Genomic DNA, 12892 nt, shown 5'->3' with positions numbered 1-12892 from the left:
AATCTCTTGCTTAATTTACAATTGGTTATCTGCATTTTCGTAGCCTAGCATAACTGCTAATCTACGTCAGCCCCTAAAATTTTCGGCCCCCGTCTCCTCTTCTGGGCAAGCAAACATGTCATCGCATATAAATCGCCAACCTCGGAAAGCCAGCCGGTCTGCCCGTCATCAAACAAGACATACCATTCATTCCATGCGCCGACATCGTAATGCACCTGCAATCGCCCAATCAGCGTAAATTTCCGATCATCAAAAACGCCTCTCGTTCCAATCTGCAACGGACTAAAATCCTCCAGCAACGCAGAATCACGCCCAGAATTGGCAACAAAATATCCGCTCCTCCCCTTACCGCTTCTAGCAACCAGCATACTGTGACAATGGCCACACACCAGCGTCACGGCAGTAGCGGAATATGCCTCCACAGGCGCACCACAGCTTGGGCAATCGGTTTTAAAAAAAGGCGTTTTTTCCATATAACGTCAATATTTCAGTTTAATCAGCACAAGGTTTAAGGCCGTCTGAAAACGGATTGAATATGCTTTCAGACGGCCTAACAGATTTTATTGTTCAATCGATGGTTGTACATCGTCCAGTATACCTTCGCCACGTTGTGCAACCGTCCAAACAGCCCTTGCTGCCGCCAACTCCCTGCACAACACTTCCTTCACTTTTTCCAATTTCATACCACCGCAAATAAATACATCAATAGCAGCGAAGCGGTGTTCAGGCCAAGTGTGGATACTGATATGGGATTCGGCAAGCAGTAAAAAGCCGGTTACGCCGCCTGCGCCACCGAAGGTATGGAAATGTTCGGTCAATATGGTGGCTTCTGCCGCCTGTGCAGCAGCCACCAAAGCGGTTTTCAGACGGCCTTCATCTTTTAAGATGGCTTCATCGCAACCGTATAAGTCCAATAGGCCATGATTACCGGGCGCATGGGTCATTTATGGCCTCCGGAGAAACCGCTGCCGCCGTAATAGCCGCCGGAGTGCATACGCGAGCCGTCGGAGTCGGAAGAACCGTAGCTGATGATCATGGAGATGACGATGATGATGGTGCTGAAAATGATGTAAGTGATTCTTGACATATTAATCCTCGTCCTCGTCTTTTTTACCCATGCTCCACAACAACCAGCATCCTACAAAGATGACGGTAAGTGCGGCAGAGCCATCGCCTGTCAGCAGCGCAGGGAGGTTGACGACAACCAAGATGGCGGTCATTATCATTCTTAATGATTTATCAATGCCGTCCGCCGCCATGTTTGCAGTGTAATGCGGAGCTTGGCTGGTCAGATTAAACGCATCTGCAATTTCCCGATAAGCAATTGGGGCACTTCTAGTCCATGCCATTTCATGACTGTTTAGTTCGGAGCCAAGCTTACGGCTTTGTCCGTCTCGGTAATCGCTGTAATAGTTCAAATCACCGTTTCGGACACGCCAATAAAACGCCCCGCTGGCAACCTTGACCTGTCCGCCATAGTCATAAAGTTTGCCATAGCCTTGCGGTTGGCGGTTGCGGTCGAGGCGCGGCCAATCGTTCAAGGTTTCGGAAATATTCCAACCTTCATCAGATTCAACCAACCATAAGAAACCCTGTGTAGGGTTGTAAAGCAGATACTCCGACCATTGTCCTTCGGGCGTGAGCGTACGGTTGAGGCCGCTGAACAGGTTTTCGAATGTTTCCTGTGCGTCGGTTTCGGCGTATCTGACTGCGCCCATAACGTAAAATTCGCGATTTTTCAGACGGCCTTGTCTGCCGACGGGCAGGGTAAACAGGCTTTGCTGCGCCGTTCGTATGGCGTTGGCGGTAATGAGTTCGGCTTTGTCTTTGCCGATTGCCAATTCGCTGCCGCAGCTTGGGCAGTTGAGATGGGCGGTGAGGCCGTTGACCCAGTGGACGGACGAGCCGCAGTTGGGACAGTTTTCTGAGGAAATACTGCCTTTCAGACGGCCTGCGCTTTCTTTGATTTCGTCTTCGCTGCGGGTGTTTTCCAGCTTCAAATCATCTAGGTTTACCATCCGCCCAAAGAAGGCTTCAGGTGTTTCGCTGCTGTAATCGAGCGTGATGAAAAGGTTTTCGCAACGCCAGTCGGAAACCCGATTTTCTGCATCCTCTTTCAAAACAAACGGCAACTCACCCTGCGCGGCCGCATGTTTCAAGCTGATGTTGCGGACATCGGAGGCAATATAGCGTTTATCTTGAAAAATCAGCTCGCTAAACCCGGCTCGCGTGTCTTCAAATCTCGGCGGATTATCGATTTCGACCGGCATGGTCATCACATACAAATCGCCCGCCTCTGAAAGCCAACCGGCCTTGCCGTCGTCAAACAGCGCATACCATTCGTTCCACGCGCCATCGTCGTATTGCACCTGAAGCCGTCCGACCAAGGTAAAGCGTTGTGCGACAAATGTGCCGCTGGTTCCGATTTGCAGCGGACTAAAATCTTCCAGCAATGCGGAATCGCGGCCGGAGTCGACAACGCCGTTATCTTGCCGTACCAGCATGCTGTTGCAATAGCTGCACACCAGCGTCACGGCAGAAGCAGAATGCGCTTCGACAGGTGCGCCGCAGCTTGGGCAGTCGGTTTTGAAGAAAGGAGTTTGAGACATGGGTTTGCTTTTTTAGAATAAGTTGGGATGTTTCAGACGGCCTTAACGTTTTTGAAGTCGGACAGGCTTAATCAAATCATTCGAAAGGCCGTCTGAAACCTTTTCCACAGAAGCAGCTCAACGCTTCTTTTGAATGATATTTTTCAGACGGCCTTCAATTGATCAACCAATCAGCTGTTTCAACACTTCAGCCTTGGCTTTGTCAAAATCTTCTTGCGAAATCAAACCGCCATCGAGCAAAGACTTGAGTTTTAACAATTTCGCCTGCGGATCTTCGGCAGCCGGCTGAACATTTTGTTGAGCCTGTTGCGCATTCGGCTGCATCATGCCAGACATGGCACCCGCCATCGCCTGACCAATACCGGCACCCACGCCCAAACCCGCACCGATTCCGGCAAGTCCGCCTTCATTTTGTGCTGCAAGCGGGATAGATTCGGCGGTTTGATATTGGGTGTAGCGACCCAAATCGCCGATAACGCCCATCGAAATTTTCTTATCCAACGCAGCCTGGATAGAAGCAGGCAAGGAAATGCTTTCAACCGTAAAGTTTTCCAGCGCCAAACCCAGCTTGGCAAATTCTGCACCGAGCAATTCGCCGATTTTTTGCGACAACAAAACTTGGTTCGCCGCCATATCCAAAAACGGAATACCGGAGCTGCCAAATGCGGCCGCCAGTTGAGTGACTGCAATATTACGCAGCTGGTTTTCCAAATCTACGCCGCTGTATTGCGCCGCCACACCGCTGACTTCTTTGAAGAATTTTGCCGGATCGCTGATGCGGTAAGAATACATACCGAACGAACGCAGTTGCACCGCACCAAACTCGGCATCGCGCACGGTAACAGGTTGGGACGTACCCCATTTTCGTGCAAGCTGTTGTTTGGTATTGAAAAAGTAAACATCCGATTTAAACGGAGATTCAAAGAACTTGTCCCAGTTTTTCAAGTTGGTCAGCACCGGCAGCGTTTGCGTATTAAGCGTGTAACGCCCCGGACCGAACACGTCGGCGGTTACGCCTTCATCGACAAACATCGCCATCTGCGCCTCACGCACAGTCAGGCTCGCACCGTTTTGGATCTCCTCATCGGCAATCGGGAAACGCCACATCAGCAGGCTGTCATCGGGATTCGGCCATTGAATGACGTCGATAAACTGTTTCTTGATAAAGTTGAACATTTCAGTTCCTTATTTGAAGAAGAAGGGATAACTTATGGGCAATCAGGTCAATTTGCCTATCGGTCATATCGCTTATTTTATATGAATAGATAAAATGTTATACGATATTAACATTTAAAATGTCTTTAATGTATGTGAATAGAGTGGGCAGCTGTATATACTTTATCGCAAACTAAATAATAACCATAGGAATATTAACTTATTGAAAAATTCGAAATTAAACCTCTTGCGACTCAGTTTTACACGTTTTCCAGGTTTTTTTTATCCATACTGTCTCATAAAAAAGACAAATATTTACGATAAATCATTAAAAAATATAATAAGAGCAAATATATTACCCCATCGGCATTGTTAATATTCATTAAATATTATAAACTTTGCCATGCAATGGTACTAAATTATCACACTGATTTTTCCAAACTAAAAGGAATTTACATGAAAAATTCTGCTCATTTCTGTCTTGCTGTATTGGCACTGTCTGCTGCAGTAAGCGCACAGGCTGCCCGCCCTGTTGAATTTACCGTTGGTAGCGAATATTACAACGAAACCTATCGTGAATATGAAAAAGATGGCAGTCGCTTAATGCAACAAAAAGGCAATCTTTGGTCTATTAATGCGGGGGTTAAATACCGTTTCAACGATCGCCATGCGGCAAAATTGGAAGGCCGTTATTCCCGTGGTAAATCAGATTACACAGGAAGTTTCCAAAATGGATTTGGTGAATCCACAGGTTATGGTTCTGCCACACTCAAAGATGCCCCACGTCGTGCATACGATATCCGTGCCTTATATGAATATACACATCCGATTAATGATCGCTTCAGCCTGACTGCAGGTGCAGGCTTGGGACACCGTGTTCTGAGAGATTTGAGCCGACGTGTCGATCCTGATGATTATGACCGCAAAAACCGAACCACATATGCACAAATCAATGCCGGTGTAAATATCGCCCTTCCAGCAAACTTTGAGATTTCTCCTCGTATTGCCTACAATCGTGCCGTTAAGGGCCGCCAGTATTCTTACGAGCCAGATCGAGAAGAAACCAGAATGAAACAAGGTGGCGGACAAGGTATTGAGGTTGAAGTACCTGTATCTAAAAAATTCGCTAACGGTTCTAAAATCACCCTGACCCCGTTCTATCGCGGCTGGAAAGTCAAAGATTCAAACTTTACCGTTACAGAAGACTATGGCTTCGTTCAATTGGGCGCGATCGAACCTAAAAACCGCACCCGCGAAACAGGTGTAAGATTGCAATACTCATTCTAATTTAACGAAGTAGTTAAAACGTTTCAGACGGCCTTGTATATAACAGGCCGTCTGAATTTTTTGATGCCTCCCAAATCTCATCATTCCCTAATACCATCAGACATAAGACATTATCCGTCAAAAAAATCTACCGCTGTTTTTTCCAGACAAGATTTGAGATGAGTACATCTTTTGCGATCAAGCCCAAAATCAAGTCAAGCAAGCAGCGTTCAAAATGCCAATCGAGATGGATACCGCGCCAAATAACGCGCCGACGGCGACATTGTTGCCGATGAGTTCTGCGGTAGCGCCTTTAATCATCATGGTGGCGGCGAAATAGACAAAAATCTGAATCACGGCTGCGGCAAGGGCCCACAGGATAAAATCGATGAAGCTGACACTGTGGGCAATGCTTGACGCCAGTGTCAGACAGAAACCGACCAACGCGCCGCCAAATGATAAGGAGCAGGCAAGATTGCCGTTTTTAATCAGGCGCAATTCCTCAACGGGTGTAATCCGCAGATATACGGCGGCAAAAACAACGGTCATGGCGATACCTACCAACATATATTGCAGGTAGAGCAGATATTGGGACAGAGAAATACTCACGATAAGATTCCTTGGTTTGCAATAAAGTGATTATGCCATATTTTTGAAGATAAACCCTTCGGAAAATATGGCATTTTTAGAAGCGCTTCAGGCCGTCTGAAACAGCCTGATTTTTAATTCATGTTTTATTATGATAATTGTTGACGATTTTTGTATATTTATGTAACTATTGCGCACCGCTATTTATTAGATCAAAGAGGAGAATATGAGCATACTCGCCGCCATCCGCCCCAAAGAGCCTTTGCGCCATTTGCGCTGGTTTGACATGCTGATTGTAACCGCCATCCTGTTCGGTCAATTTGCCTACCGCTCCACCCAACTTTATATCGCCAGCCTGATGCCGCAAGTGGAAACGGCCGCCGTTGCCGAAGAGGCGCGCGATACTGCGGTAACCGGCGTGGCTTATTCGGAAAACATGAGCCTGCAGTTGACGCTGCTTGCTATTGCTCTGATTTACCTCATTATCCGCCGTTTCGACTTCAAACAATTGCCGATTCGTTTTAATTTAGGCGTGTTGTTTTGGACGCCTGTGATTTTTATCCTGATGGGCCTAACCGCCGATGCGGTAACTTCATTAAGCGGCGGCTACAATTACTTTACCACTGAAATCTTCCAATACATCAAACCATTATCCATCTTCGACAAATTTGCCGCCCTTGCGCCGATGGCCATCCTCTACGGCCTTTTAAACGGCTTTTATGAGGAATTCTGCTTCCTCGGCCTCTTGACCTGCGTGGAAGACAAATACAAATGGCAGGCATTGGCCTATTCGACCTTGGTGCGTATCTCCTTCCATACTTATCAAGGCATGCTTTGGGCGACCGTTATCGGCGTCGTTTTCGGCTTGATGTACTACTTTTTCTACAAATACAAAGTCAAAAACCTGCTGCCGTTTTTCCTGATTCACGCCTTGGCAGATATGTTCGGCTCCGGCTTCATCTATTTGATTTGCGCTTAATGGCAACGGTTGACTGAATAAACAAGGCCGTCTGAAACATCATTTTTCAGACGGCCTTTTATCCTCTATCGGTTTACTTAATCAAAGTAATTGCTACATCGGCATCTTCGGTTGCAACTGCCTCAATCACTGCATCGCCGCCAAAACGCAACACCGATCCTGCGCCGACCGTATGTTTTTCAGTCTGATTCAACGTCACGTCAAAGCTTCCTTTTCCAACGGCAAAAATCAGCGTTTTAAAACCCGGATGATCGTGCGGCTTAATTTGCTCCCCTTTCTTCATGTCCTTCTTAACGACCATGTAATTTTCGCCGCTGAAAATCTTACCGTTTTCGGAAGAAACTTCTCCCAAAGGCGCGGCAGAAACGGCAACGGAAAACAAAGCGGACAGCAATACAGCAGAAATATTGGAAACTTTCATGACAAGCCTTTCTTGAAAACAGGGCTTCCATTCTATAAAAAACCACTTCATTATTCAATAATAATTCTTATTTCTAATAAAAAGGCCGTCTGAAACCCAACGATATTTTTCAGACGGCCTGATTGACCTGTATAATATTTTCTTATTAATAAAATCGCTTTACATACCCATCAAATGGAAACCGTCAGAAAAGATCCGCTCGGCTCGGCATGGATGGTTATCGCCGCGCTCAGCTTTACCGTCATGAACCTCTCCGTCAAAGCCGCCTCTACACATTTCGGTTTTTCCAGCGGCGAGCTGGTCTTTTGGCGCATGCTGGTCTCCACCCTGTTCTTAGGCATCATGGCCAAAGCGCAAGGCAACACGTTTTCCACACCGCATTGGAAAACCCATCTCAACCGCAGCGTCATCGGCACGCTTGCCATGATGTGCACGTTTTATTCCGTCATGCACCTGCCGCTGGCAACAGGCGTCACGCTCAACTACACGTCCTCCATCTGGCTGGCCATTTTTTCATTTTTCATTTTAAAAGAACGAATTACGCTTTATACCCAAGCCATTTTGGTTATGGGCTTTATCGGCGTTATCCTCTTGCTCAACCCATCTTTTCAAGGTGGACAGGAGTGTGCCGCGCTGGTCAGTTTGGCAGGCGGCGCCATGTCGGGCTGGGCGTATTTGCAGGTACGCGAACTCTCGCTTTTGGGCGAGCCGGGCTGGCGCGTGGTGTTTTATTTGTCGCTTACCGGCCTGATTATGGGCGCAGTCTGGAGCACCATCACAGGCTGGCATCCGCTGACCGTGTCTTCCCTGCCCTATCTGGCCGGCATCGGCATCTCCGCCATGATTGCACAATTGGCCATGACCCGCGCCTACAAGGTCGGCAAGAAATTTACCGTTGCCTCGCTTTCCTACCTGACCGTCGTTTTCTCCGCCCTGTCCGGCGTACTGCTTTTCGGCGATAAAATCACTTGGCAGGAAGCCGCCGGCATGGTTATCATTGTTGCAGGCGGCGTGTTCAGCAGCTTTACTCCGGCCTCAATCAAAAAATTTCTGATGAAGCAATAATTTAACAAGGAGAACACCATGATTTCCATCCGCGAACAATCTTACGGCTTAAACGTAGCGCTGTACAACGAGTTCACTTTGGACGATTTCCGCCAATTGGAAGAAGCCTTGTTGGCCGCAAAACAAAAAGTCCATCTGCCCGACATCCTGTTGGACTTGTCCATGCTGAAAGACTTCACCATCGATATGGCAGTCGAGCAAATCAAATTTCTCAACCAACACGAAACCGACTTCGGCCGCGTTGCCGTCATTACCGACGATATCTGGATTAAACTCGGCGCGCGCCTTTCCAGCCTCCTGACCAACCAACATCCCAAATATTTCAGCGACGCTGCCGAAGCACAGGCTTGGTTGTTGGCAAGCAATTTGAAATAAAGACAAGGCCGTCTGAACGCATTACCTAAGTAAATTCAAAACCGCTTAGGCTCAAAATCAACGGTATCACAATATTTTTCAAAGCATAAAAAAGGCCGTCTGAAACCTTGCAACCTGCAACGTTTCAGACGGCCTTTCATCGTTTTTATTCAAAAATTTACATCACATCCAACACATCAATGCCCAACAATTCCAAGCCTTGTTTCAGCGTGTCGCCGGTGAGCTTCGCCAGTTGCAGGCGGCTGTTGCGGGTTGCGCCTTCTGATTTCAAAATCGGGCAGGCTTCGTAGAAGCGGCTGAACAGAGTGGCAATTTGATAGAGGTAGGCGGCGAGATAGTGCGGATACGCGGTATCTGCCACGCTTTGCAGTACGTCTTCAAATTTCAGCAGCTCGGCGGCCAGTTGTTTTTCCAAAGGTTCGGTCAAAACGGTTGGCGCGGTTGCATCCCATTCGCCGGCTTTGCGGAACACGCTTTGCACGCGGGTGTAGGCGTATTGCAGGTAAGGGGCGGTATTGCCTTCAAACGAAAGCATGGCGTCCCAGTCGAACACATAATCGCTGGTGCGGTTTTTGCTCAAATCGGCGTATTTGACCGCGCCGATGCCGACGGTTTTGCCGATTTTAGCTGCTTCGTCTGCGCCCAATTCAGGATTTTTCTCTTTCACCAAAGCAGTGGCGCGCTCAACGGCTTCGGTCAGCAAATCAACCAGTTTTACAGTATCGCCGCTACGCGTTTTGAATGGTTTTCCATCTTTACCCATCATCGTACCAAAGCCGATAAACTCAGCTTTTACATCTTCCGGCAGATAGCCTGCTTTACGGGAAGTGGTAAAGAGTTGCTCAAAGTGCAGGGCTTGGCGGTGGTCGACGACGTACAGCAGGCGGTCGGCATGAAGCGTGCCGACGCGGTAGCGCAAACACGCCAAGTCGGTGGAAGCATAAAGGAAGCCGCCGCCTTGTTTTTGTACGATAAATGCGGCAGGTTCGCCTTCTTTGTTTTTGAACTCGTCCAAGAACACGACTTTTGCGCCGTCGTCTTCGACTGCAAAACCTTTTTGAACCAAATCATCGACCACGGGCTGCAAATCATCGTTGTATTTCGATTCGCCCGCCACGTCTTCAGGACGCAGTTTCAAGCCCAGCGTGTCATAAACGGCTTGGGCGTGCGAGAGCGAAATATCGACAAACTGTTTCCACAACGCCAACACGGTTTCATCGCCGCCTTGTAGTTTCACAACGTATTCGCGCGCGGTGTCGGCGAAGGCAGGATCTTCGTCAAAGCGTACTTTGGCGGCGCGGTAAAACTGCTCCAAATCCGCCAGTTCAAATGCAGCATTGTCTTTTTGCTGCTCAACCAAATAAGCGACCAACATACCGAACTGCGTACCCCAGTCGCCGACGTGGTTTTGACGGATAACGGTGTTGCCCATAAATTCCAACACGCGCGAAATGCTGTCGCCGATGATGCTGGAACGCAGGTGGCCGACGTGCATTTCTTTGGCCAGATTAGGCGAAGAATAGTCGATAACGACGGTTTTCGGTTTGTCGGTTTTCGCCACACCGAAACGCGCGTCTTTCAAGGCCGTCTGAATGTTTTGGGCGAGAAATTCGGGACGCAGGCGCAGGTTGATAAAGCCCGGGCCGGCTACTTCCGCGCTTTCAATCACGGCGTTGTCGGCCAATGCTTCGGCCACTTTTTGCGCCAACTCGCGCGGATTTTGTTTGGCTTTTTTCGCCGCACCCATTACGCCGTTGATTTGGAAATCGCCGTGTTCGGCGTTTTTGGTCGGCTGTAAAACAACGGGACTGTCGGCGATGCCTGCGGCGGCAAAGGCTGCTTGGGCTTCACGTTCGACGGTTTGGTATAAATTCATGTTGTCGGTCTCTATCAATTCAAATCAGGCGGTATTTTAAAAGAATTTCGGGCTTTAAAACAGGGCAAGCTGCAATACTTTTCCAGCGGCTTGTTATATGATTGCATTCTGATTCAACGATTTTGCTGTAAAGGCCGTCTGAAAGGAAAAGCCATGAACCCTCAAAATACGCTTTGTCTGATTGTCGATATTCAAGAACGCCTGTTGCCCGCCCTCTCCGGCGCGGACGAAATGTTGGAACGCTGCCGCCTGCTGATTCAAGGTTTGACAGCTTTGGGCGTACCCTTTGCCGTAACCGAACAATATCCGAAAGGTTTGGGCAACACTGTGTCCGCCGTATCGCTGCTTTTGCCTGATGGGACGCCGTTTGTCGAGAAAACCCGATTCTCGGCGTTTTTACCTGAAATTCAGGAAATCTTACGCAAAAACGACATCAAAAACGTCATTTTAGTTGGAGCAGAAGCGCATATCTGTATGCTTCAGACGGCCTTGGATTTGAAAGCGCAAGGTTACGCCGTATCCCTGCCTTTTGAATGTACCGCCTCGCGCACAACAGCCAACCGCGACAATGGTTTGGCGCAACTGAGCCGTCAGGGCATTATCGTTTCCAATGTCGAAAGTATTTTGTTCCAACTGCTCGGCGATGCCAAACATCCGGCCTTTAAGACTATCTCCAAACTAATTCAATAACAGGCCGTCTGAAATGCAATACACCATCCGCCCTGCCCTGCGCCAAGACTTGCCCGCCATCATCGATATTTACAACAGCACCGTGGCCACGCGCCAATCCACGGCCGATTTGTCGCCGACCACGGTTGCCGAGCGTGAAATGTGGTTTGCCGCGCACACGGACAAACGCCCGATCTACGACCTTTACGATACCGACGGCACCGTATTGGCCTGGGGCAGTTTCAGCGACTACCATCCGCGCTACGCCTACCACATCAGCGCGGAAGTCAACATTTATGTCCGCCACGATATGCGCGGCGCAGGCGTGGGCAAAATCCTGTTGCGGCATATGCTCGAACGCGCGCCGTCCTTAGGCATCCGCAACGTCATCGCGCTTGTGTTCGGCCACAACTATCCGAGCCTGAACCTGTTTCACCGTTTCGGATTTGAAGAATGGGGGCGGCTGCCGCAAGTCTGCGATTTGGACACCATGTTGGCAGACGTGGTGATTTTGGGCAAAAGGATTGTCGATTGATGACGGCAAAGGCCGTCTGAAAACTGAATTCAGACGGCCTTTTGACGGCAAAACCTTTATTCCGGTTTCTTCGCCAGCATGGTGACGAATTTAAACTGAATCGGATTGCCAAATTCGTCTTTTGCGTGCATCGAGCCCAGCTCTTCCTTGTATTCCACCAATTCCCAATCCTTATAGTATTCGCGCAACTCGCCCTCGCCGAACTTGAACGGGAAAGGCATCGGGCAAGGGAAATCTTCCGTATCCATCGCAGACACGATCAGGTTGTAGCCACCGGGGTTGGTGTGTTCCTTCATATTGGCAATCACGTCAGGAACGTAACGCGGCATCAGGAACATAAATACCACGGTCGCCACCATATAATCGAAGTGTTCCTGAATATTGGCGGCGTTGAGGTCGTATTCAAACGCGCGGACATTCAACTCTTCAATACGCGCCAGCTCTTCCACGTTTTGAACCGCGTTCGGATTATTATCAACAGCGGTAACGTCAAAACCTTTCAAACCCAGATACAGCGCATTGCGGCCCTGACCGCAGCCCATATCCAAAACCTTGCCGACAGGCACGATGCCCTCGGCGGCGCGGACGGCCGAATGTGTCGCGCTCATGCCGTATTTCTTATTGAAATAGTCCGCCGCCTCGCAGTAAAACGACAGTTGGATTTCCGTGTCTTGCGTTTGCGGCGCGATAAAGTGCCATGCTTGCGGATGGATAACCCAATCATCGCTTTCAGGCGTCAACTCGTGCGTGGCCGTAATATTGCCCGCCTCGTCCACTTCGTTGAAGTTCAGACGGCCTTGGAGGACATTGAGGCAGCCCCAAGTACCGGCGGCAGTATTGTGTTTGGACAACAAGGCTTCGGGAATCTCGTCCGCCGTCCACACCGGCATCTGTTTGTAACAAAACAATTCTTGCTGTTCGCTCATCATGTTTCCTTTCTATTTTGACGGTTTCAACACAGCTTCTGCCAAGGCTTTCTGAATGGCAATCACGCTCTTGTCGCTTTTAAACTGCAAGGTTTCAGTCGGCACTTCGCTGGAAGAAACCCAAATCTTCAGCTCGGCATCCAAATCGAAATGACCCGAGGTTTCCACCGAAAAGCGCGATACGGAACGATACGGAATCGAACGGTAAGACACTTTCTTGCCGGTCAAACCCTGCTTGTCCACCAACACCAGCCGATATTCGGTAAACACAATCAAATCGCGCACCAGGCTGAATGCCATTTTTACCTGTTCGCCATCAATCAGGATATTCGCCAAATCGCGTTCCACCGCATCGGCGTCTTTTTGCGAAGCATTGCCCAAAAGGCCGCTGAACAATCCCATATCTGCCTGCTTTCTATACGAGTGAT

15 protein-coding genes and 1 pseudogene are annotated in these 12892 nt (G+C 48.9%); 6 read left to right on the top strand and 10 right to left on the bottom strand.

What is annotated here, in order from left to right; genetic code table 11:
- Window positions 1-107 precede the first annotated feature (107 nt).
- From ACTHRY_RS09250 to ACTHRY_RS09230, 5 genes and pseudogenes are all read right to left on the bottom strand, one after another.
- Window positions 108-473 (bottom strand): annotated as a pseudogene (locus ACTHRY_RS09250) (DUF4178 domain-containing protein); the annotation flags it as partial.
- Between the two features lie 87 nt (window positions 474-560).
- Window positions 561-944, bottom strand: a complete 384-nt coding sequence (speD, locus tag ACTHRY_RS09245) for an adenosylmethionine decarboxylase (protein ID WP_049323966.1) — start codon at window positions 942-944, stop codon at window positions 561-563.
- Complete coding sequence (locus ACTHRY_RS09240; RefSeq protein WP_004519337.1) at window positions 941-1087, bottom strand: hypothetical protein; 147 nt, start codon at window positions 1085-1087, stop codon at window positions 941-943. The genes speD and ACTHRY_RS09240 overlap by 4 nt, the downstream gene beginning before the upstream one ends.
- Window position 1088: 1 nt before the next feature.
- Entirely contained in the window at window positions 1089-2609 is a 1521-nt protein-coding gene (locus tag ACTHRY_RS09235) for a DUF4178 domain-containing protein (RefSeq protein WP_193388262.1), read from the bottom strand.
- A gap of 162 nt (window positions 2610-2771) precedes the next feature.
- A complete protein-coding gene (locus ACTHRY_RS09230) occupies window positions 2772-3785 on the bottom strand; it encodes an SPFH domain-containing protein (protein WP_049323967.1) in 1014 nt (337 codons plus the stop codon).
- A 435-nt stretch (window positions 3786-4220) separates the two neighbouring features.
- Here ACTHRY_RS09230 and ACTHRY_RS09225 point away from each other — a divergent pair, with 435 nt between their 5' ends.
- Window positions 4221-5051, top strand: a complete 831-nt coding sequence (locus tag ACTHRY_RS09225) for an outer membrane beta-barrel protein (protein WP_049323968.1) — start codon at window positions 4221-4223, stop codon at window positions 5049-5051.
- A gap of 189 nt (window positions 5052-5240) precedes the next feature.
- Here ACTHRY_RS09225 and ACTHRY_RS09220 read toward each other — a convergent pair whose 3' ends face one another.
- On the bottom strand, window positions 5241-5639 hold the full coding sequence (locus ACTHRY_RS09220) for a DUF350 domain-containing protein (protein ID WP_079453827.1): 399 nt from the start codon (window positions 5637-5639) through the stop codon (window positions 5241-5243).
- Window positions 5640-5844: 205 nt separating this feature from the next.
- Between ACTHRY_RS09220 and ACTHRY_RS09215 the strand changes: the two genes are divergently transcribed.
- Complete coding sequence (locus ACTHRY_RS09215; RefSeq protein WP_049323873.1) at window positions 5845-6597, top strand: CPBP family intramembrane glutamic endopeptidase; 753 nt, start codon at window positions 5845-5847, stop codon at window positions 6595-6597.
- 73 nt (window positions 6598-6670) lie between these two features.
- On the opposite strand, the gene ACTHRY_RS09210 is transcribed toward ACTHRY_RS09215, so the two are convergent.
- Window positions 6671-7018 carry a hypothetical protein gene (locus ACTHRY_RS09210; RefSeq protein WP_003686176.1) on the bottom strand — a complete coding sequence of 116 codons (348 nt, stop codon included), beginning with the start codon at window positions 7016-7018 and terminating at the stop codon, window positions 6671-6673.
- Between the two features lie 174 nt (window positions 7019-7192).
- Here ACTHRY_RS09210 and ACTHRY_RS09205 point away from each other — a divergent pair, with 174 nt between their 5' ends.
- On the top strand, window positions 7193-8083 hold the full coding sequence (locus ACTHRY_RS09205; RefSeq protein ID WP_049323872.1) for a DMT family transporter: 891 nt from the start codon (window positions 7193-7195) through the stop codon (window positions 8081-8083).
- An 18-nt stretch (window positions 8084-8101) separates the two neighbouring features.
- Window positions 8102-8458 carry an STAS/SEC14 domain-containing protein gene (locus tag ACTHRY_RS09200; RefSeq protein ID WP_003678720.1) on the top strand — a complete coding sequence of 119 codons (357 nt, stop codon included), beginning with the start codon at window positions 8102-8104 and terminating at the stop codon, window positions 8456-8458.
- A 157-nt stretch (window positions 8459-8615) separates the two neighbouring features.
- Here ACTHRY_RS09200 and argS read toward each other — a convergent pair whose 3' ends face one another.
- Window positions 8616-10334, bottom strand: a complete 1719-nt coding sequence (gene argS, locus ACTHRY_RS09195) for an arginine--tRNA ligase (protein WP_049323871.1) — start codon at window positions 10332-10334, stop codon at window positions 8616-8618.
- A gap of 153 nt (window positions 10335-10487) precedes the next feature.
- On the opposite strand from argS, the gene ACTHRY_RS09190 reads away from it, so the two are divergent.
- Window positions 10488-11024 (top strand): isochorismatase family protein, encoded by a 537-nt coding sequence (locus tag ACTHRY_RS09190; RefSeq protein ID WP_049323870.1) that lies wholly within the window; start codon window positions 10488-10490, stop codon window positions 11022-11024.
- Between the two features lie 13 nt (window positions 11025-11037).
- Window positions 11038-11538 (top strand): GNAT family N-acetyltransferase, encoded by a 501-nt coding sequence (locus ACTHRY_RS09185; RefSeq protein ID WP_049323869.1) that lies wholly within the window; start codon window positions 11038-11040, stop codon window positions 11536-11538.
- Window positions 11539-11594: 56 nt separating this feature from the next.
- On the opposite strand, the gene tehB is transcribed toward ACTHRY_RS09185, so the two are convergent.
- Window positions 11595-12464 carry an SAM-dependent methyltransferase TehB gene (tehB, locus tag ACTHRY_RS09180; RefSeq protein WP_049323868.1) on the bottom strand — a complete coding sequence of 290 codons (870 nt, stop codon included), beginning with the start codon at window positions 12462-12464 and terminating at the stop codon, window positions 11595-11597.
- Between the two features lie 12 nt (window positions 12465-12476).
- Complete coding sequence (locus tag ACTHRY_RS09175) at window positions 12477-12866, bottom strand: PH domain-containing protein (RefSeq protein WP_049323867.1); 390 nt, start codon at window positions 12864-12866, stop codon at window positions 12477-12479.
- Between the last annotated feature and the right edge of the window lie 26 nt (window positions 12867-12892).

The sequence above is a fragment of the Neisseria sp. P0004.S004 genome (assembly GCF_051963335.1).
Lineage (GTDB): Bacteria > Pseudomonadota > Gammaproteobacteria > Burkholderiales > Neisseriaceae > Neisseria.
This window is presented reverse-complemented; position numbering and strand designations above follow the sequence as displayed.